Source organism: Streptomyces sp. WMMC500, from assembly GCF_027497195.1.
Lineage (GTDB): Bacteria > Actinomycetota > Actinomycetes > Streptomycetales > Streptomycetaceae > Streptomyces.
Window position 1 is genome coordinate 6448933 of sequence record NZ_CP114905.1, and the last position, 19679, is coordinate 6468611.

Below are 19679 nucleotides of genomic sequence, written 5' to 3' on the forward strand. Positions count from 1 at the left end.
TCGCCTCCTGTGTCGAACCTGCGATCCGACGCTGCTTGTCGTACATCCGCCGGCCCCCCGCCGGAGCGGGGAGTGTCGTAGCCGGACCCTAGACTGGCACCGTGAGCGCCCGCGATGAACCCGCAGGTCCCGACCCGGATGAGACTCCCGGCGGCCGGGACACCCCGGACAGCCCCGACAGCCCCGACGACGCAGCCTTCGACGAGATCGTCGACACCGAGACCGACCGCGACCCCGACCTGGCGGTCATCGAGGCCGGCAGTCGCACGCTGCGCACCCAGGCGGGCCCGCCCGCCGGCGACGGCGTGCCGGCGCCCCCGGCCGACCCCGAGGTGGCGCGCGCCCTGCGCGAGGCCGAGGCCGAGCTGCTGGCGCGCTGGCCGGAGACGCGCATCGACCCGTCGCTGGAGCGCATCCGCGCGCTGCTCGACATCCTCGGCGAGCCGCAGCGGGCGTACCCGTCGATCCACCTGACCGGCACGAACGGCAAGTCCTCCACGGCCCGGATGATCGAGGCGCTGCTGGTGGCGTGCGACCTGCGGACGGGGCGCTTCACCAGCCCGCACCTGCAGTCGATCACGGAGCGGATCGGCCTGGACGGGGCGCCGATCGACGCCGAGCGGTTCGTGGAGACGTACCGCGAGCTGAAGCCGTACGCGGAGATGGTCGACGCCCGGCAGGAGCACCCGCTGTCGTTCTTCGAGATGCTCACCGCGATGGCCTTCGCCGCGTTCGCCGAGGCCCCGGTGGACGTCGCGGTCGTCGAGGTCGGCCTCGGCGGCACCTGGGACAGCACGAACGTCATCGACGCCGCCGTCGCCGTCGTCACCCCCATCGCCGTCGACCACAGCAGGCTGCTCGGGGACACCCCCGGCGCCATCGCCGCGGACAAGGCGGGGATCGTGAAGAAGACCGCGACGTCCCCGGGCGGCGGCCCCGGCACCGTCGTGATCATGGCCCAGCAGCCCGTCGACGCCGCGCAGGTCCTGCTGAAGCGGGCCGTAGAGGTGGACGCGACGGTGGCGCGCGAGGGCATGGAGTTCGGCGTGCTGAGCCGGGAGGTCGCCGTCGGCGGGCAGTTGCTGACGCTGCGCGGCCTCGGCGGCGAGTACCCCGAGGTCTTCCTGCCGCTGCACGGCGAGCACATGGCGCACAACGCCGCGGTCGCGCTCGCCGCCGTCGAGGCGTTCTTCGGCGTCGGCTCGGAGCACGCCCGCAGCCTCGACCTCGACACCGTCCGGCGCGCCTTCGCCGGCGTCACCTCGCCGGGCCGCCTGGAGGTCGTACGGACCTCGCCCACCGTCGTCCTCGACGCCGCCCACAACCCGGCAGGCGCGCAGGCCACCGCCGCGGGCGTGCAGGAGGCGTTCGGCTTCAGCCGGCTCGTCGGCGTCGTCGGCACCAGCAGGGACAAGGACGTGCGGGGCGTGCTGGAGGCGTTCGAGCCGATCTTCACCGAGGTCGTCGTCACCCGGAACTCGACCACCCGCGCCATGGACCCGGACGAGCTGGCCGCCCTCGCCGTCGAGGTCTTCGGCAGCGAGCGCGTGCAGGTCGAGCCGCGCCTCGACGACGCCCTGGAGGCGGCGATCACCCTGGCGGAGGAGGAGGACGAGTACGCGGGCGCGGGCGTGCTGGTCACCGGCTCCGTGATCACCGCAGGAGAAGCCCGGCTGCTGCTCGGCAGCACATAGCCCGGAGGGCGGGGCGGGCGACACATACCTCGGGTGCGCCCACTACCCTGGCGGGAGACGGACGGGTGCACCGTTGCCCGTGTGCCGGGTCCGTCCTCACCGCCGAACGAGAAGGGGCGAGCGATGCGCACGCTCTGTGCGAGCACGCTGATCGGCGAGATCCTCGTCATCGGCCTGACGGGTCTCGTCGCGATGCAGCAGTCCGACCTGTCGAACGGAACGATCTGGGCGGTCAGCGGCGCCGCCATGCTGCTGTGCCTGCTGGTCTGCGGCATGCTCGGCCGCCCCGGCGCCGTGCAGGTCGGCTGGGGCCTGCAGATCGCGCTGATCGCCTCCGGCTTCGTGGTGCCGGCGATGTTCTTCCTGGGCGCGGTCTTCGCCGCCCTGTGGTGGGCGTCGGTGTACTACGGCCGGATCGTCGACCAGGCCAAGGCGGCGCGGGCCCGCGCCGCCGCGGAGGAGACCGACGGCGCCCCGGCGTAGCCGCGTCGGCGGGGATGCGTGCGGGCGCCCGCGAGCAGCCCGGTAGGGTCGGATTCCCCCGAAACCAGCAACGCACTGCCAGGAGCCGTACATGAGCCAGCGCACGCTCGTCCTCCTCAAGCCCGACGCGGTACGCCGCGGGCTGGTCGGCGAGATCATCGGCCGGATCGAGCGGAAGGCCGGCTGGTCGATCGCCGCGCTCGAGCTGCGCACCCTCGACCGCTCGATCCTGGAGCAGCACTACGCCGAGCACGTGGGCCGGCCGTTCTACGAGCCGTTGGTGGAGTTCATGGCCTCGGGACCGGTCGTCGCGCTCGTGGTCGAGGGCGAGCGGGTCATCGAGGGAGTCCGTACCCTGTCCGGGCCGACCGACCCGATCGCCGCCGCGCCCGGCAGCATCCGCGGCGACTTCGGCACCATCGTCCGCGAGAACCTCGTGCACGCCTCCGACTCCGAGGAATCCGCCGCGCGCGAGCTGAAGCTGTTCTTCCCCGACCTGGCCTGACGTCCGCGCAGGTCGGCAGCGGGCCCGACGCCCGACGAGGCGACCGGATCATTCGGTCGCCTCTTGGCATGTGCAAGCGAAAAGAGGGAATGGGGCTACCGACACGGTGCCGTATTGACTGCGACACCCTCGCTCCCTCCACGACCTCGCGAGACTACGATGTCCCCCACGGGCCGTAGCGCGCGCCGCCCGGCTGCCGACCCCCGTCCGCCACCACCTCGGAAGGCCAGACGTACCCCATGGCGAACAACATGTCTTTTTCGCCATGCGGTACCTCACTTGTCGCCGGATCCTGGCCTGTTGGCCATGGCGGACCGTGCGCGCCGAGGGTGAATGGTGGTTGTGACCAGCAAGGATTCGCAGATGGTGAGTAACAGTATGAGTTTTTCGCCATGTGGGATCATTCTGCTGGCCGGGTGATCATCCTTTCATTTGTCGGCGTGTTCCCTTTCTTCTGACGCTTGTCAGAGTTGTATGTGCGCCACGCATCGCCGCGTGGCCCAAGTCGGGCCCCGCGTACGGACGGAAAGGGACCTGACACACCGATGCCTCGCACCCCAACAGTTCACCCTGCCGTGCTCGCATGGCGTGACGCGCTGCACCAGCAAGGGAACTGCACCCAGAAATCTGCTCAGACCATGGCCGGACACATCATGGCCATGGTCCGCCGACTCGACGTCGAACCCACCGAACTCCCCGAGAATGCCGTGCATTTGCACTTCCGGGGCCGCGCCGTATCCGCGAAGACCTGCAAGGTGTACGAGGACAGCCGGAAGGCATTCGCACGCTGGCTCGACAACGGGGCGTGCATCTTCCGGGACGGCAGCCCGAAGCGGATCACGGAATACGCCGACGAAGATGTCGCCCGCTTCCACCGGCGGCTGTGCACGTCGAAATCCGAGACGACAGCGGACCGCTACGCACATCAGGTCGCGATGATCGCGCGGGAGGCGGGAAAGCTCGCGCGGGACCTCACCGAGGACGACCTGTACGACCACATCCAAGACCGTGACGACAAGAACCAGCGCTCTAGGGGCCGCCCTCTGCGCGCCAACTCGGTTAGTGCCAAGCTGGCCGCCATGCGCGCATTCCTCCGGGTCATGCACCTGCCGGACATCACCCGGGACGTGCGCGCAGAAATCAACCTGACCGGGAGGGATGAGGCGCACACGCCGCCCATCCCCAAGGAGACCCTGAAGTTTCTGCTCGACTGCGCGCAACTCGACGCACAAGACAGCTCGCGCGCGGTCGCAGAAACGGGAAAGCGGGCACGCACGATGCTGCTGCTCGGCTCCACCAACGGACTCCGCATCCACGAAATGCTGCACATCGGGCGGGAAAGTCTCGTCTGGCGTGACGGCACCGCCTATCTGGAACTCCGCAAGCACAAGTCGGGCCGGCGTCTTCCGTCCGTGTATCTGCGCGCCTCTGCTCAGGTCGTGGCAGACCTCACCGAGAACTATCGCCGAAAGGAAAAGGTATGTCTCTCGGACTGGACGCCGAGGAAGGCTGCTGAATGGCTCGTGGCGTTCGCCATAAGGCATGGCGTAACGGGACTGCGCAGTCACATGCTCCGGGCCCGGTTCGGAACGTCGCTGTACCGCGAGAGCGGAAACAACCTGGTGGCCGTCAAGGAGTACATGCGGCACAAGGACATCGGGACCACGCAGAGGTACGTCGTCATAGAGGAGGACGACCCCGCGCATGCAGCGGCATTCTCGCTCGGGTCGGATTGGACGGCTACGCCGCCCAAGGTGCCCGCACAACCCGCCCGCGGTGCCGATTGGCGGCCCGGTGAGGTAACGGCCGGTAAGCCGATAGCCAAAGCCACGGACGCCGCCTAGGGCTGTCGAGCGACAGGGGTACTCCACTGGTGTACTGAGACCCGGCAGGGAGCAACCTTTCCCGGTCTAAGTCTCGGACTGTGGCATAGTCCCTGGCGCGAGGCATCGGTGCGACAGGGAGCACCGATCCGACACGGCCCCCCGGCGCGCTTATCGTCGGGGGGCCGTGCTTTGCGCCCCCGGGGCAGCCGGAGACGCGGCACCCGCGAACCCTCGGGGGCCCGCAGCGATGCCGGGCATCCCTTTTACGCGCCCATAGCTGCAAGTGGCAACCAAATGAAGCACTGAGTCATATGCCGTGGCGCTATGCAATCGGCGCCACCCCTCGCCACTCACTCACCGTGATATCCCGCGCTGATAGTCAGTACATCGCATGGAACACGTGTGTGACCATCGCATGTCTGAATCCCGGGATAGGCGCGGGTGTCCCCGCATACTCGAAGCGAGCGAATCGAAAGGAAATGCCATGGCACAAAGAAAATCCGCATGCCCGCACCGTCGAAAGCAGTTCCACGCGGCAGCCAACGCCCGAACAGAAATCTGGATCTGCCGGGACTGCGACCGGAAGTTGATCAAAGTCGTGAGAGCACGGCCCGCACCGCAGAGGGCCGACAGGTGAACGCGGTTCTCCTCCTGGTGGCCCTGGCCGTCTGGCTCGTGGCGCTGGCCGCTGTCGCCGCTATCGGATACGTCGCCATCTTCGCCGCGCGGTGGCTCGAATCGCTGCGCTGGCCCGAGGACGCCACGGGCGCAGTGCCCGGCCCTCGGCACACCGAATAGGGGAACTATGGCAGGCACGCAGAAACCGCGCGGAATTCAGCGGTGCGCATGCTGCAACAGGATCCGCGGCGCGTACCACAAGATGTCCTGCGTCTACACGTACAGCGCCGAGGCTGCAAAGCATCAGAAATGGGTGACCGTCGAGCCGGCGGAGAGCGACCGGCCGGAGAACGAGGAGTGACATGGAACTCGACTTGACTGCATTCGTGGCCGTGAAGCCCGGGGCAGGGTGGCGCATTCGGCAGCTCAGCCGAGAGAGCGTGTGGGAGCAGTGGGAACCGCTTATCGGGTGGGCAGTCGACGAGTGGGGGGAGACCCGCCCTCTGGTGATCGTGCGAACCGGCCGCCTCCTGGCGCTCGCGATCCCGCCCGCGGACAAGTACCAGATCCAGCAGGAGCTGGATTTCCCCGTGCAGCACTTGCCGGAGTCGGCGGAGGATGCGGCGGCGGCGTGAGTAGCGCACTGCGGCCCGGAGGATCGTCACGAGCGTGGCGGAGAATCCGGGCCGCCGTGCTGTCCGAGGAACCGGTATGCCGGTGGTGTGGCAATGCCGCTTCCACCCATGTCGATCACATCATTCCGCGGGCCCGCGGCGGGGACGACCGGCGGGAAAATCTGTGCGGCGCGTGCGGCCCGTGCAATCTCGCACGCGGCGACGGAATGCCGGTGGCGGCGCCCTCCGCGGATTGGTGAGCGGCGCGGGTGATAATCGGGCCGTGACAGAAACCCGCACGGTCCGCGCGATGGATGCCGACTCGGCTGCTGCCCTATCCGGAGCGCTGGCCGCATTCGCGACTGGAGGAGGGTCGTACGTGCTGGTGAGAATCGAGCGGATCCGGCAGGAAGCGGAAACCGAGCGGCAGCGCAGACAGCACGCGCACGAAATCCACCTGGAGAACCTGCGGCACAGACACGCCATGGAACTCGGGGCGCAGAGTCGGTCCCGCGAATTCGAGGGTGATTCGTGATGCCGGGGGGTGGATGCGAAAACACGGGGGGAGTGGCGCGCGCTGACGAGACCGGGCGGGGGAGGAGGGGACGGCCGAGGACCGGGCCGGGCACGTCGACCAGGCGCACGCCCGGCCCGGCCCGGCCGGGCCCGCGCGGTCGAGCTGCACGGCGCGGGCCCCGCCCGCTCCCGCCCGCTGCGCCGCGTAGGGGCCCCGGTGGGGGGCCGAGGGCCGGGCGGGCCGGTGGGCCCGCGGGCCGCCGTCACGGCGCGTCAGCCGCGCGCGCAGCGGACCCGCGTAGGCGCGTCGCGCGCCTCGACGGCCCGCGTTTTTGATCACCGGGGGGCCGCGGACACCCCGCGCCCCCTGTCCTCCCTCCCCGGCTGGGGGGTGGGGGGCCGCCCGGTGGGCGGCAGGAGACGCTGAGAGGGGCCGTGCATGGCTGCCAGAGGGTCACGGGCCCCGCGGGGCCCCAGCGGGCCGCACACGGCCGCTGAGAGCCGCACGGGGGGCCGAGGGGCGGGCCGGGTCGAGACCGGGGTCACGCGCGCCATCCGTGCCGCCCGGGACGGGGCGGCGGCAGACCCTCGGCTAGCCGGTCTGGAATCCCTGGCACGCACCCTCGCTGCGGGTGTCGATATCGCCGCGGACCAGCCGTACGCCCTGGCGCAACTCTCCCCCCGCCTCCTCGATGTGCTGGAGACGCTGATGCTCATTCCGCGGCAGACGCACTCGGATGCGCTGGCGCAGCTTCTCGCAGACATCGCCACACCGACCGTTCCGGGTGATGACGAATAGGCGCGGGATCCCTCCCGCCTTCGCCACACCCCGGGATCCGCGGGCCCCCACGTACGGGCCCGCTGTCGGGACCCTGGCCGCTTCCATGGGCACGCCGTATATGCCGTGGCAGCGGCAGGTGGTGAATACCGCCCTGGAAGTCGGCCCCGATGGCCGACTGAGGTATTCCCTGATTGTGGTGACGGTCCCGCGGCAGTCGGGGAAGACAACGCTGCTGGCGAGCATCTTCGCGCACGCGATGCTCACCAGGTCGCGGGCCCGCTGCTGGCTCACCGCACAGAAACGCGAGGATGCGCGCGACACGTGGGGCGAGCTGTCCAGCCTGATCGAAACTTCCCCGCTGGCCGAGATCACGCGTCGGCGCAATGCGAACGGGCAGGAAATGCTGTCGGTGCCGCTACTCGGCTCGACGCTGCGCCCCTTTCACGCGGGTGACGAACGGGCTTTGCACGGAAAGCAGAGTGACCGGGTCCTCTGCGATGAGGCATTCGCCTTCTCGCGGGAGCAAGGGCGCGCCATTCTGCAAGCGGTGGTCCCGACACAGGCGACGCGGCCCGATGCCCAGACATGGGTGGTGAGCACGGCCGGGACAGCCGCTAGCACGTGGTTGTGGGACTACGTGCGCGACGCACGCGAGCGACTGTCGACCCCGGGCGGCGGCACCGGGCGTATGGCGTTCTTCGAGTGGGGCATTCCCGCGGACACCGAGGACCTGACGGACCTGGACGTATACGCCGCACATCACCCGGCACTCGGGCACACCATCGGTCGGGATGCCCTGGAAACGGCGGCTGAGCTGCTGTCTCCGGCGGAGTTCGCGCGGGCTTACGGGAACTTCTGGACGCAGACGGAATCCTGGGCACTGGCACCCGCACTGTGGGACGGGGCCCGGACAGCGGTCCCGCTGGATATGTCGGGGCCGCTGTCGTTCGCCGCCGAGGTATCGGCGGACCGGAAATCGTCGGTCATCGCGGTGGCCGGACAACGCAGTGACGGGCAGGGCCTGGCCGCGGAGATTGTTGATTTCCGGGATGGAATCGCGTGGGTGGCGCCGCGGATTCTGGAACTGGCAGAGCGCTGGAATCCGGCCGCGGTGGTGGTGGACCCGGGGTCACCGGCGGGCACCGTGTACCGCAGATTGTCAGAGCAGCGTGATATGCGGCTGCCCATGGTCGACGTCACCGCCGGCACCCTGGTAGACGCACATACCGAATTCCTCGACGGACTTGTGTCCGGTGCCTATGCGCACCGGACCCATAAGCGGCTGGACGCGGCCGTGCGGGCGGCTACGACACGCCTCCTGCGGGAGACATCCGTGTTCTCCCGATTGGTCGCCGAGGACGGCACGACACCCGCGCCGCTGTTGGCCGCCATGCTGGCGCTCTATGGCCTCTCACACCCTCCCGCCGCATTCCCCGCGGAGCTGGTCACCGCGGCGTGAGACGTGCCATTACCGGCCGCGGAATGCGCATGGTCGTATATTGCCGCTATGGGCCTTTCCGACATTCTCCGGCTGCGGCGCCGTACGAGCGCTATCGCAGCGGCCGAAGATGTCGACATCGGGCGCCCGGTCGCGCCACCGGCAGGGAACATCGCCCCCGCACTCGTCTCGCAGATGGAAGCGGGGATGTCGAATCCGCTCGCCTTTCAGGCGATGGGCGGGTGCCTTACCCGGGAAATCGCCCTGGCCGTGCCCGCGGTGCGCCGCGGCGTGCGGGTCATCACCACGGCCATTGCGCAAATGCCCCTCACCCGCTGGCGCGGAATGGACCCGATGGATCCCGGCCCCTATCTCCAGCAACCCGAACCCTCGCGCGCGTACGTGACGACGCTCACTCTCACCGTGGAAGACCTGATCATGCACCCGCATGCGTGGTGGATGGTGGTCCACCGCGATGCGGCCGGATACCCCCTGAATGTGCGACGCCTCGAACCAGAGCTAGTGACCGTCGAGACCGAATACGCCACGGGGGAGGTGACCCGGCAATACGTCGCCTACCAGGGTCGCCAAGTGCCGCAGCGGGACCTTATCCGCTTCGACGGCCCGGACCTCGGGATTCTGCGGCTTGGGATTGTCGAGATCCTGACCGCGCTGCGGCTAGAGATGGCGGCCCGCATGTATGCGGATCCCGAGGTTCCGTCCGGCTACTGGAAAAACTCCGGTGAGTACCCCATGAAGCGGGACGAGATCACCACGTTCATGGCCGAATGGCGGGCCGCACGCGCACGCGGATCCTCCGCATTCGCAAACGGGTCCGTCGACTGGGTGTCGGTCTTCATGCAGCCTGACCAACTTCAGCTTGTGCAGGGCCGGGAGGAAGCCAGCGCACAGATTGCGCGACTGCTCAACCTTCCGGCCCGCTACGCGAACGCCAAGAGCGCGGATTCGATGACGTATAGCACCATCGCCACGGAACACCGGGACCTGTACGACCTGTCTCTTCAGTGCTACATGGCCCCCATCGCGCAGCGGCTATCCATGCCCGACCTGAACGGCACGCCGCGGGGACAGCGGGTCGCATTCGACGCTGATGTCTTCCTGCGCAGTGAGCCGAGGGACCGCGCGGAAGTCGGCGAAATCCTGATCCGCTCCGGCCAGTCCACCGCCGAGGAACAGCGCCAGGAGCAAGGGAAGCCGCCACTGCCCACCGAGGAGGACTCCGCCAATGCGGCCTGAAGTCATCACGGTACAAAACTCCGCCGTCACCGCCGGCGGAACGCATGAGGGCCGGACTATCTCCGGGACACTGGCGACGTACGGAATGCGCGTCCACCCGCACGGCCCCTGGTACGCCGTAAGGCTCTCCCCGGGCGCGCTGAGAATCCCCGCGGAACTGTCCGCCGTGAAGCTGCTCGACTCGCATGACGACCGCGCCATTATCGGCTCACTCGCCGAACTGGACGACGACGGCGGACGGGTCCGGGGAGTCTTCCGGGTAGCGACCACCGCCGCCGCCACGGACGTGCTCACGCTCGTATCCGAGGGGCACGTAGACGGCCTGTCGGTGGGATACCGCGTCCTCGACGGCCGGGAAGTCATCGAGCAAGAGGAAGAAGTTTTCGAGGTCACCGCGGCCGAACTCTTCGAGGTCTCGGTAGTCGGGTGGCCCGCGGACTCCACCGCGCGCATCGGAGAAATCACACAGACAAGGGAGAATGCAATGCCCGTAGAGACTCCGGCCGCGCCGGACACCGCCCCCGAGACGCTTACCCGCGCAGACCTGGAAACCGCCGTCACGCACGCCGTGAGCACGGCCCTGGCGACACAGGCCCCGCCCCCGGCCGTGGACGTGCTGGAGGGAGCGCAGACAACCGCCAGGGCCGCCAGCGGCGGCCGGGCCGGGCCGCCCGTGCTCCGCACCGCGGACGGCCGTGTCATCGCAGTACAGGCCCGGGACCGGGCCCGCAGTCAGTACCCGGGGGTGTGGACCCCGGACGGCCGGTACATCACCGCGGGTGACTACCTCGCGGCATGGGCCCGCGCGGTCGGCCCCGAGGGTGACAGCGGCGAATTCTCCGCCATTCGCGCAGCTCTGGCCGACGAGATCACCACCGATGTTCCGGGACTCCTGCCCACGAGCATCATTGGCGAACTACTGGGCCGCCCGACCGGCAGGCGGCGGCTGTGGGATTCGCTGTCGATGAAGGACATGCCCATGGTGGGAGAGAAGTTCTCCCGCCCGAAGCTGACGCAGAACACCGCGGTCAATCCGCAGACGGCACAGAAGACCGAAGTGGCGTCGCAGAAGATGACGGTCACACTCGAAGATGTGCAGAAGACGACGCTGGCGGGTGCGCTCGATATCGCCTACCAGGTGATCGACTGGACTTCCCCGGCATTCCTGAACGAAGTGGTGCGGAACTTCGTAGCCGTCTACATGGCGCGCACTGACCTGCTGGCAGCAACGAACCTGAACGCGGCGGCTACCGGCGGGCCCGTTGCGTGGGACGGCACTCCGGCCGGTCTGAATACCGCGCTGGCTACCGCCGCGGGTCTGGTCTACGAGTCCATTCCGACCGGTGCGGACGCCATTCCCAATACCGTCTGGATCAGCACGGACGTGTGGGTCAGACTCGCCGGACTGACTGACACCACGGGCCGCCCGCTGCTGCCCTACCTGTCTCCGTCGAATGCGTCGGGGCAACTCGACGTGTCCGACCCGGAAACCGGGATCACGAATTCGCCCTTCCGCTGGGTGATTTCCAAGAATCTGCCCGACGCCACGATGATCGTCGGTGATGCGGAACTGACCGAGAGCTACGAGAATGGCCGCCGTTTCCTTCAGGCGGAAAGGCCCGATGTCCTCGGCAGGGATCTCGCGTACATGGGATACGTCGCCACGTACTTCCCGTACCCGGCATCGCTCGTGCGGGTAACGGTCCCGGCCCCCGCTCCCGCACGCGCCGCGAAGTAGGCGGGCGGGAAATGGCTACGTCGGTCACACGGGAGGCGGTAGCGGCGCACATGGGAATGACGCCGCCCGCTCCCGAAAGCGTCGACGGACGGCACCTTGACGCTTCCGTTGCAGCGGTAAACGCGCTCCTGCCGGATTTCGCGCATGCGCTCGACGGCCTTCCGCCCGGGGCGGAATGGCCCGCTGACGTACTACTCGCAGGGATCATGCTGGGAGCACGGCTGTACGCGCGCCGCAATTCTCCCACCGGCGTGGCCACCTTCTCGGAACTCGGAGCGCAATACGTCAGCAGGTGGGACCCGGACATTGAAAGGCTCCTGAGAATCGGGACGTGGGAGCCGCCGAGAGTGGGTGGATAATGACTCGTCTCATCACAGACGCCATGGAAGAAATCGCGGCAGCACTCCGCCTGGAACTGCCAGAGCGGCGTATCGTAACCGATCCGCGGAACGTAACCGCGCCATGCGTGCTCATCAACCCGCCGACCATTCAAGACCCGCACACCCTCTGCGGTGGATTCCGGTACCAATTCGAGGTACTGGTAATCGGTCTGGCCGGAGCCGGCGCAGAGCTGCATGTTCTAGCGGAACTACTCGCGGAAGTGCTCGACGTACTGCCCATCACCCTCGCCGAACCGGTGCCCGTCGAAATCGGCCCCGCATCCGGCACTGACCCGAATCAGGGATACCGACTGACAACGAACTGGATGGAGTGAATGAGTCATGGCTGCGAGCCTGCATAGGCGGGGAATCTTCGAACTCTCCCTGGACGGCACAACCTACACGGCGTATAGCTGCGCCCCCACCGCTGTCGTGCTCACCCCGGAAGCAGGGGATACCCCCGATCCAGTCGAGCCACTCTGCGGTGATCTCCTGACCGGTGAGCCTGGCCCGACAAGTTGGACCATGAATCTGACCTCCCTCATGAATTGGGAGGCAGCGGATACCGCCACCACATCGCTTGTCCTGTGGGCCCTGGAGAATGACGGTCAGACCGCTTTCTACCGGTGGCAGCCCGGCCCCACGAGCAAGATTTTCTCGGGGCAGGTGCGTGTGGTGTCCATTCCGATCGGTGGCGATGTCGGGGGTGAATACCCCACACAGGAGGTGGAGTGGCCCATGGTGGCCAAGCCAGTCACCACGGACCCGCCCCCGCCCACTCCCGTGGTCCCGTCCGCCGAGACGCCCGACACGAGGCCCGGAAAGGCCGCGGGCAAGCCTCGCGCCACGGTCGGCTAGGCGGCCCGCTATGGCGCGTGGACAGACCGTTGTGGCGGTACGGGGCGGACGGGAGCTGCGGCGCCGCCTACGGGCCGTTGACGGCGGCCTGGAGGACCTGAGAGCGGAGCATCGGTGGGTGGCCCGCTACGTCACCCAGGCAGCCATGCCGGGCACCCCGCGGCGTACCGGACGACTCGCCACTACAGGCCGCGCGTCGGGCACCAAGACGGCCAGCATCGTTCGGTTCGGCCGCGCGAGCGTCCCGTATGCAGGACCCATTCACTACGGGTGGCCCGCCCGCCGAATTCCCGCCCACCCATGGGTGATTGACGCGGCACAACGAAGCGAACCGACTTGGCGTAGCCATTTCGAGAGAACCATTCACACCCTTGTCGAAAGGACCCCGGGAGCATGAACACCCTTCCGCCGCCGCCGCCGAACGCCCCGGCCCCGCCGTCGTTCGGCTGGTACACCAACCCGCGCGACCTGACGAACGGAGAGATTGACGCCATCAAACGTCGGCTCAAGGTAAAGGAAATCGCGGATGCCGACGGACCCGCCTTTCTGGCACACGTTGCCGTGGCATTCGCGCGGCGCGAAAACCCGCAGAGATACCCATGGGAGTGTTCAGCGGACATCCCCATTTCAGAGCTTCCGGTACCGGAAGCGACACCGGACGAAAAGGAACTCGCCCAGTACGAGGAGGCAGCCGCGGAGGCAGCAATTCTCGGAACGGATGAGCCGGCGGACCCCGCCTAGCCGGAGAGGTAGGGGCCCGCGTGGTGCTGGCCCGAGCATGGCGCATCTCTCCGGCTGCACTCAGGGAATGCACCCTGGCAGAAACCGCAGCCATGCACGCCGTCATCGCAGCAGAAATCCGGCAGCGGGAAGCCGAGGAACGGCGCCACAGGAGGTGAGCACAGATGGCAGGACGACCGGCAAACCTCACCATTCGAGTCACGTCTGATTCGCGGCAGGCTCAGCGCGATATGCGGGAGATGCCCGGCCGCGTGTCGGGCATGATGGACAGTCTCAAATCAGCAGGGCCCGCTGCGGCGGCAGCGGCCGGGGCCGCCATTGGTGCCGCGATTATCGGCGCATTCTCCGAGGCACTTGACCAGCGGCGCATCACGGCCACCTTGGGCGCCCAACTCGGTGCCACCCCGAAACAGGCGAAACGATACGGAGAGATTGCCGGGGATCTCCTCGCCAAGGGGATCACCGCGGACTTTCAAACAGCGTCGGATTCCATCGGTGAAGTCATGCGCGCGGGTCTGCTCGACCCGACAGCGACGGACAAACAGATTCGACAGATGGCTACGAAGGTCTCGGACCTAGCCACCACTTTCGGACAAGAGTCCTCTCAGATCGCACGGTCTGTTTCCCAAATGCTGAAGACCGGCATGGCGGATAGTGCAGCGGAAGCGTTCGACATTCTGACCCGGGGTTTTCAGACCGGAGGTAATGCGGCAGATGATTTGCTGGACACGTTCAGTGAATACTCGACGCAGTTCCGGAAGTTGGGACTTGACGGTGCGGACGCCATGGGCCTCATTTCGCAGGGACTCAAGGGTGGTGCCCGCGATGCGGATGTAGTCGCAGATGCGCTCAAGGAATTCTCTATTCGCGCAGTGGATGGCTCTGAGTCCACCAAGAGGGGTTTTGACGCAATCGGCCTGAGCGCGGACGAGATGGCCCGGAAGTTCGGGACCGGTGGCGATACCGCGAAACGTGCTCTGGACGAAACCATTGACCGCCTCCGCGCCATGAAGGATCCGGTCGACCAATCCCGCGCGGCAGTCGACCTATTCGGAACTCAGGCCGAGGATCTGGGAGCGGCCCTCTTTTCTCTGGATCCCTCGGAAGCGGTGAATTCCCTCGGGAAGGTCGGGGGCGCCGCGGGCCGGATGGGGAAAACGCTGAGAAGTGGCCGGACGGATGTCCAGCAGCTTTACTCCAGACTGAAACAAGAGTTTGTCGAGAGCATCAACAATCACGCCATCCCGGCCCTTAGCAGATTCGGGCGGTGGGTGAACCGCAACCGCGATTCCCTCGCCGCCATCGTGGCGTTCGTGAACGCGCGATTCGTTCTCGCCTGGAATGCCATCAAGGCGGTTGCAGATCAGGTCTCCGGTGCCTACCGGAGAAACGAGAAGGAACTCCGGCCGCTGACAGGCGCGTTGAAAAGCGCTTGGCGCTTGGTATCCAAGAACCTCATTCCCATCCTGACCAAGTTGGGAACGAAGGTAGGGACCCTCGTGGGTTTCTATCTCGCGGGACTCATCAGCGCCATTGCCGCGGTAGTCACCTTTATTTCGTGGCTGGTGGACTGGATCAAATCCGCCGTGAGCTGGCTCGCGGAACTCGGCAGATGGCTCAGCAGGATTAAACCGCCAGGATGGCTGTCCGATCTCGCGGGGAGCATTGGCGGCATTTTCTCTGCCGCTCCCTTCAGCGGCGGCCCCGACACCGGAAACGGAATCCGCACGCTTACCGCGGCCGAGACCCGAGCAATCAGCGTCCCGACTGTCATGACCATGAGCCGGCCCGCGCCCGTTGTGAACGTCTATATCGACGGACGGCAGATCACAGGAATGGTGCAGCGCACCGTATCCGGCGCGCTGGCCACTGAGGGAATCCGGCGCCGCGCGGGATCGAGGTACACGTAATGGCGACCTGGCAACGCATCATGGCTCAGGACTTCACCACGGCCGGAACCTGGGAAGCGGTCAACCCGGCAAGCGGCGCGGTCGAGGGGCCCGTAGAAGTCATTCCGGACGGCACGGACAGCGCAGCAATCGCCCGGGGTGCCAAGATCCTCCGCGCGGGACAAGGCAGTCAGATTCAGCTCGCAGCGTCGAGCCTGTACCGCGTGCAAGCCAGGCTGCGGACCCTGACCACTCCCACCGGGGTCGTGCCACGGGCCTCTGTGGGATTCTCCGGGGTCGCCAGCGACGGCACGACCACTATCAACCAGACCGGCGCGCCATCGCCTACAGGGCAGGCATACGCCTGTTGCAGAGACCAGTCCATCACGACCGCGTACACCACCTACATCGGGTACGTAATGGGCACCGCCACCCCCGGCGGAGAAGGCCCGGCAAACGACATTGGCGCGCCCCTGAAGATGCACCCGGCCATCGCCTACGTGCGTCCCCATGCGTACATGCTGCCGGGTGCCACGGACGGCGAAATGCTCCTTACCGCCGTGACCGTGGACGAGGTTCCGTCAGCGGCGCGGCGGGCCCGCCTACAGACAGCAACCGGCGCATTCCCGACGTGGACCGAGATCCTGGAATGGCCAGAGGAGACGTACGACCGCGATAACGCAGTGCTGGCCATTCACCGTTCCCCGGCACCCGTCGTCGTATTCGACTCCCTACGCATGCCCCACAGCACCCTTTCTCTCCTGACCCGCACCGAGGCAGATTACATTCAGATGGAATCCGTCCTGTCGCAGAACGAGCGCCTGGTGCTGGATCCCGAATGTCCCGCCGTTGCCCTCGGGAACACCGTCACATTCGTGGTGCTCTCGGCTACCAAAGAGCGGGTATCCGGCAGGGCCGGGGACTGGCGCCGCATGTGGCACCTCTCCATTCAGGTGGTGACCGATGCGTGAGGTACCGGAGTGGTGGGCGGACGCACTCCGTACCAGCCACCAAACCCGGACACGAGTCATGGCCTATCGAGAGGGCAGCCCTCAGTACGATGTCCCGATCACTGAGGGAACCGTCACATTCGATGCGACCGCGGAAGAGGAGAGACGCTGCGAATTCACCGTGCCGCGTTTCGACTCAAACGGCTTCGACTGGCAACCCGGACGGGACCGACTTCACCCCCTGGCCCCGTACGGGCAGAGCGTCTACATCTCGAATGGTCTCTTCAACCCGGCAAGTCCCGGGGAATTCTACATGTGCCACATGGGGCACTATCTGATCACCAACGTTGAATCCGACTCGCACACTGTCAAGGTGACCGGAGCCGACCTATGGCGGAAGCTCAAAGAGCAGCTAATCCAAGGAAGTCCCATTGACGGATTCGGGCCATCGAACACCTATCAGGGCGCACTTGGTCGACTGACGTGGGTAGGACTTCAGAACTCGCTGACGGATGACGTGCAGATCATCACGCCCGATTTCTCGGCAATGCCGACCAATCCTCGCCTCTCACAGTTCGTTGCCACCCCCTTCATGAGCGACCGCACGGAGCCCATTAAGACATTGGCCGAAGCATGGGGTGCCCGCGTGTACGTGAATGACGTTGCAGATTTGGCGTTCGTGCCCCATGTCCGCGAACCAAGCGGAACTCCGGTGTTCACTTTCCGGGGCGGCCCCACCGGGACCATGCTGCGGCGGGTCCGCACTCAGGATCGGGACGGCGTTTACAACTGGATCATTGCGCAGGGAAAGAACCCGGCAACCGGCGCGAATACATACTTCGGGAGATTGTTCACTCAGACCGGCCCGCTCGATATCCGGGGCCCGCACGGGTGGGTGTCACAGTATTACGAGACCGGGCAGTTCGCGACGGTAGACGACGCCGTGCGGACGGTAAATGACCTGTGGGCAGCGTCCATGCTCAGAGGCTTCACCGAGACCGTTTCCGCCGTACCGAACGCTGCCCTACAGCTTTACGACACCGTGCGTGTCATTGACGACGACGGATCCTCGAATGTCATGCTGATTCTCGCTCTCGACGTTCCCCTCACCGCATCCAGTCTGGGCGGTGAAATGCGCGTCGTGGTCGGGGAACGGGTGGACAGCACGTCAGCCGCCGCAACCCGAAAGGCAGGGATGAGCAATGCCGACGCTGGCACAAACTCTCAACGATGAATCTCCGCCGGCGGATACCCGCATCTCGGCGCTCTCCTCAGGCTCGACCAGCACGACGATTCAGACGTCGGACGGCACGATGGTAAATGCCATCGGAGTCACGCCCACCACGGGCCGGGTGATCTCTATTCGAATCGGTGGGCTCCGGTACGCAATTGGCTGGATTCGCTCCTGAGAGATGCCCTGTACTCTGTGCGGATGCTGACGGTTGACTGGACATTTGAGGTACCCGCGATCAAGCCCAAGCGGCCCCTGATCGACCGTTTCAGGCGCGCGGACCCGCCACCGCCCCGAGGCGAGATGATCGTGGGCCAGGCCCAGGTCAACGACCTGAACGAGGCTGCGGACGCCTTCCGTACGGCCATGCGGGAGGCGCACGGGTCTACGTGGACGCCCGATCACGCGCAAGGGGCGGCATGGATCGTCAACTGCATGGTTCGGGAGGGTCCGCCCGCCCTGGCGGAGACTGGCGAATGGCAGATTCGAGTGGGTGGGTACGTAGTTCGGGTTTCAACAGCCCCCGCGCGCTAGTAGATTGGGGCCATGAACAGGTACAACGTCAACATGAACATGGAGCGTACTGCCTGGGCCATTCTGGACCGGGAGTACTTCGACTTCTGCGCCCTCCCGGTAGAGGGGCCCGACGGCACGACCGAACTGCGGCGTTTGTTGTTCATCAGCCGGGAAGCCGCTGAGAAGTGGCTGATGGGGTGCTATCGGGCATGGGACGCCGGGAAGGTCCCGGTTCCGAAGAACTGGCGCCCCATGCCACCCGAACCCATGGTCGACCTTGCTGCCGACTTGTATTTCCACGGCAGTCAGCGGGGGGCCGCTACCTGGATTGGTGAGATCCAGGCGTACCCGGAGGAGACACCGGAGCGTAGGCGGGACCACTGATCATCGGTGCAGCCAGGACGGTTGCGTCCCGTGACCTCTGTACTTCGACCACGGCCGGGCCCGGCAACGGCCCGGCCGTTGCGCTGTCCGGGCGCTGTCCTGGCAAGATCCTTGCGGTACGCCGTGCGGGTCATCTCTGCATGTGCGCTTCTGATCGGTAGGGTTACATGGAGCGCACACACGCAGAGGGATCTACGGCCGCTGTGACCTGCAAGGATGTTGGTACAGGTGAGTAACAGTATGTCTTTCATCGGCCGTGACATGGCCGTCGACCTTGGGACCGCCAACACGCTGGTGTACGTCAGAGGCCGGGGCATCGTGCTGAACGAGCCGTCGGTCGTGGCCATCAACACCAACACCGGCGGGATCCTCGCGGTCGGCGCCGAGGCGAAGAAGATGATCGGCCGCACCCCGGGCAACATCGTCGCGGTGCGTCCGCTGAAGGACGGCGTCATCGCCGACTTCGAGATCACGGAACGGATGCTGCGCTACTTCATCCTGAAGATCCACAAGCGCCGCTACCTCGCCCGCCCGCGCGTCGTGGTCTGCGTCCCCTCGGGCATCACGGGAGTCGAGCGCCGCGCGGTCATCGAGGCCTCGACCCAGGCGGGCGCGCGCCAGGTGCACATCATCGAGGAGCCCATGGCCGCGGCGATCGGCTCCGGGCTGCCGGTGCACGAGGCGACGGGGAACATGGTCGTGGACATCGGCGGCGGCACCACCGAGGTCGCGGTGATCTCCCTCGGCGGCATCGTCACCGCGCAGTCCATCCGGGTCGCCGGGGACGAGCTGGACAACGCGATCATCCAGCACATCAAGAAGGAGTACAGCCTCCTGCTCGGCGAGCGCACCGCCGAGATGATCAAGATCACCATCGGCTCCGCGTACGACACCGACCGGGACGAGCACACCGAGATCCGCGGCCGGGACCTGGTCAGCGGGCTGCCGAAGACGGTCGTGATCTCCTCGGCCGAGGTGCGCAAGGCCATGGAGGAGCCGCTCAACGCGATCGTCGACGCGGTCAAGACGACGCTCGACAAGTGCCCGCCGGAGCTGTCCGGCGACATCATGGACCGCGGCATCGTGCTCACCGGGGGCGGCGCGCTGCTGGCCGGCCTCGACGAGCGGCTGCGGCACGAGACGGGGATGCCGATCCACCTCGCAGAGGAGCCGCTCGACTCCGTCGCGCTCGGCTCCGGCAAGTGCGTCGAGGAGTTCGAGGCGCTGCAGCAGGTGCTGGACGCACAACCGCGCCGCTAG

18 protein-coding genes are annotated in these 19679 nt (G+C 66.8%); all 18 read left to right on the forward strand.

From position 1 onward, the window contains the following. Positions 1 to 101: 101 nt before the first annotated feature. The 18 genes from O7599_RS27735 (at position 102) to O7599_RS27820 (ending at position 19679) form a co-directional block, all read left to right on the forward strand. A complete protein-coding gene (locus O7599_RS27735) occupies positions 102 to 1694 on the forward strand; it encodes a folylpolyglutamate synthase/dihydrofolate synthase family protein (protein WP_281618329.1) in 1593 nt (530 codons plus the stop codon). 123 nt (positions 1695 to 1817) lie between these two features. Further along, positions 1818 to 2177 (forward strand): DUF4233 domain-containing protein, encoded by a 360-nt coding sequence (locus tag O7599_RS27740; RefSeq protein WP_281618330.1) that lies wholly within the window; start codon positions 1818 to 1820, stop codon positions 2175 to 2177. A gap of 91 nt (positions 2178 to 2268) precedes the next feature. Then, a complete protein-coding gene (ndk, locus tag O7599_RS27745; protein WP_281618331.1) occupies positions 2269 to 2682 on the forward strand; it encodes a nucleoside-diphosphate kinase in 414 nt (137 codons plus the stop codon). 638 nt (positions 2683 to 3320) lie between these two features. Further along, positions 3321 to 4526 (forward strand): site-specific integrase, encoded by a 1206-nt coding sequence (locus O7599_RS27750; RefSeq protein WP_281618332.1) that lies wholly within the window; start codon positions 3321 to 3323, stop codon positions 4524 to 4526. A gap of 615 nt (positions 4527 to 5141) precedes the next feature. After that, a complete protein-coding gene (locus O7599_RS27755) occupies positions 5142 to 5306 on the forward strand; it encodes a hypothetical protein (RefSeq protein WP_281618333.1) in 165 nt (54 codons plus the stop codon). Between the two features lie 182 nt (positions 5307 to 5488). After that, complete coding sequence (locus tag O7599_RS27760; protein ID WP_281618334.1) at positions 5489 to 5761, forward strand: hypothetical protein; 273 nt, start codon at positions 5489 to 5491, stop codon at positions 5759 to 5761. Positions 5762 to 6023: 262 nt separating this feature from the next. Next, the gene (locus tag O7599_RS27765; RefSeq protein WP_281618335.1) at positions 6024 to 6275 is read left to right on the forward strand and encodes a hypothetical protein; all 252 of its coding nucleotides are present in this window, start codon (positions 6024 to 6026) and stop codon (positions 6273 to 6275) included. Between the two features lie 865 nt (positions 6276 to 7140). Further along, positions 7141 to 8496 carry a phage terminase large subunit family protein gene (locus O7599_RS27770; protein ID WP_281618336.1) on the forward strand — a complete coding sequence of 452 codons (1356 nt, stop codon included), beginning with the start codon at positions 7141 to 7143 and terminating at the stop codon, positions 8494 to 8496. Positions 8497 to 8544: 48 nt separating this feature from the next. Then, positions 8545 to 9732, forward strand: coding sequence for a phage portal protein (locus O7599_RS27775; protein ID WP_281618337.1), 1188 nt, complete (start codon positions 8545 to 8547; stop codon positions 9730 to 9732). Further along, a complete protein-coding gene (locus O7599_RS27780; protein ID WP_281618338.1) occupies positions 9722 to 11470 on the forward strand; it encodes an HK97 family phage prohead protease in 1749 nt (582 codons plus the stop codon). The genes O7599_RS27775 and O7599_RS27780 overlap by 11 nt, the downstream gene beginning before the upstream one ends. 382 nt (positions 11471 to 11852) lie before the next feature. After that, positions 11853 to 12185, forward strand: a complete 333-nt coding sequence (locus tag O7599_RS27785; RefSeq protein WP_281618339.1) for a hypothetical protein — start codon at positions 11853 to 11855, stop codon at positions 12183 to 12185. 916 nt (positions 12186 to 13101) lie between these two features. Continuing rightward, positions 13102 to 13449 (forward strand): hypothetical protein, encoded by a 348-nt coding sequence (locus tag O7599_RS27790; protein ID WP_281618340.1) that lies wholly within the window; start codon positions 13102 to 13104, stop codon positions 13447 to 13449. 164 nt (positions 13450 to 13613) lie between these two features. Then, positions 13614 to 15359, forward strand: coding sequence for a phage tail tape measure protein (locus tag O7599_RS27795; protein ID WP_281618341.1), 1746 nt, complete (start codon positions 13614 to 13616; stop codon positions 15357 to 15359). Next, on the forward strand, positions 15359 to 16309 hold the full coding sequence (locus O7599_RS27800; protein ID WP_281618342.1) for a hypothetical protein: 951 nt from the start codon (positions 15359 to 15361) through the stop codon (positions 16307 to 16309). Before O7599_RS27795 ends, O7599_RS27800 begins: the two co-directional genes overlap by 1 nt. 58 nt (positions 16310 to 16367) lie before the next feature. Continuing rightward, positions 16368 to 17522, forward strand: a complete 1155-nt coding sequence (locus O7599_RS27805; RefSeq protein ID WP_281618343.1) for a hypothetical protein — start codon at positions 16368 to 16370, stop codon at positions 17520 to 17522. Positions 17523 to 17720: 198 nt separating this feature from the next. Then, entirely contained in the window at positions 17721 to 18053 is a 333-nt protein-coding gene (locus O7599_RS27810; RefSeq protein ID WP_281618344.1) for a hypothetical protein, read from the forward strand. A gap of 12 nt (positions 18054 to 18065) precedes the next feature. Then, a complete protein-coding gene (locus O7599_RS27815; RefSeq protein WP_281618345.1) occupies positions 18066 to 18419 on the forward strand; it encodes a hypothetical protein in 354 nt (117 codons plus the stop codon). A 240-nt stretch (positions 18420 to 18659) separates the two neighbouring features. Further along, a complete protein-coding gene (locus tag O7599_RS27820) occupies positions 18660 to 19679 on the forward strand; it encodes a rod shape-determining protein (protein WP_018834281.1) in 1020 nt (339 codons plus the stop codon).

Excerpts from the sequence above, each read along its gene's own strand:
- O7599_RS27760 (WP_281618334.1), top strand. The coding sequence starts at position 5,489 with ATGGAACTCGACTTGACTGCATTCGTGGCCGTGAAGCCCGGGGCAGGG.
- O7599_RS27790 (WP_281618340.1), top strand. The coding sequence starts at position 13,102 with ATGAACACCCTTCCGCCGCCGCCGCCGAACGCCCCGGCCCCGCCGTCG.
- O7599_RS27810 (WP_281618344.1), top strand. The coding sequence starts at position 17,721 with ATGCTGACGGTTGACTGGACATTTGAGGTACCCGCGATCAAGCCCAAG.
- ndk (WP_281618331.1), top strand. The coding sequence starts at position 2,269 with ATGAGCCAGCGCACGCTCGTCCTCCTCAAGCCCGACGCGGTACGCCGC.
- O7599_RS27775 (WP_281618337.1), top strand. The coding sequence starts at position 8,545 with ATGGGCCTTTCCGACATTCTCCGGCTGCGGCGCCGTACGAGCGCTATC.
- O7599_RS27750 (WP_281618332.1), top strand. The coding sequence starts at position 3,321 with ATGGCCGGACACATCATGGCCATGGTCCGCCGACTCGACGTCGAACCC.
- O7599_RS27795 (WP_281618341.1), top strand. The coding sequence starts at position 13,614 with ATGGCAGGACGACCGGCAAACCTCACCATTCGAGTCACGTCTGATTCG.
- O7599_RS27800 (WP_281618342.1), top strand. The coding sequence starts at position 15,359 with ATGGCGACCTGGCAACGCATCATGGCTCAGGACTTCACCACGGCCGGA.
- O7599_RS27780 (WP_281618338.1), top strand. The coding sequence starts at position 9,722 with ATGCGGCCTGAAGTCATCACGGTACAAAACTCCGCCGTCACCGCCGGC.
- O7599_RS27820 (WP_018834281.1), top strand. The coding sequence starts at position 18,660 with ATGTCTTTCATCGGCCGTGACATGGCCGTCGACCTTGGGACCGCCAAC.
- O7599_RS27770 (WP_281618336.1), top strand. The coding sequence starts at position 7,141 with ATGGGCACGCCGTATATGCCGTGGCAGCGGCAGGTGGTGAATACCGCC.
- O7599_RS27740 (WP_281618330.1), top strand. The coding sequence starts at position 1,818 with ATGCGCACGCTCTGTGCGAGCACGCTGATCGGCGAGATCCTCGTCATC.
- O7599_RS27805 (WP_281618343.1), top strand. The coding sequence starts at position 16,368 with ATGGCCTATCGAGAGGGCAGCCCTCAGTACGATGTCCCGATCACTGAG.
- O7599_RS27815 (WP_281618345.1), top strand. The coding sequence starts at position 18,066 with ATGAACAGGTACAACGTCAACATGAACATGGAGCGTACTGCCTGGGCC.
- O7599_RS27785 (WP_281618339.1), top strand. The coding sequence starts at position 11,853 with ATGGAAGAAATCGCGGCAGCACTCCGCCTGGAACTGCCAGAGCGGCGT.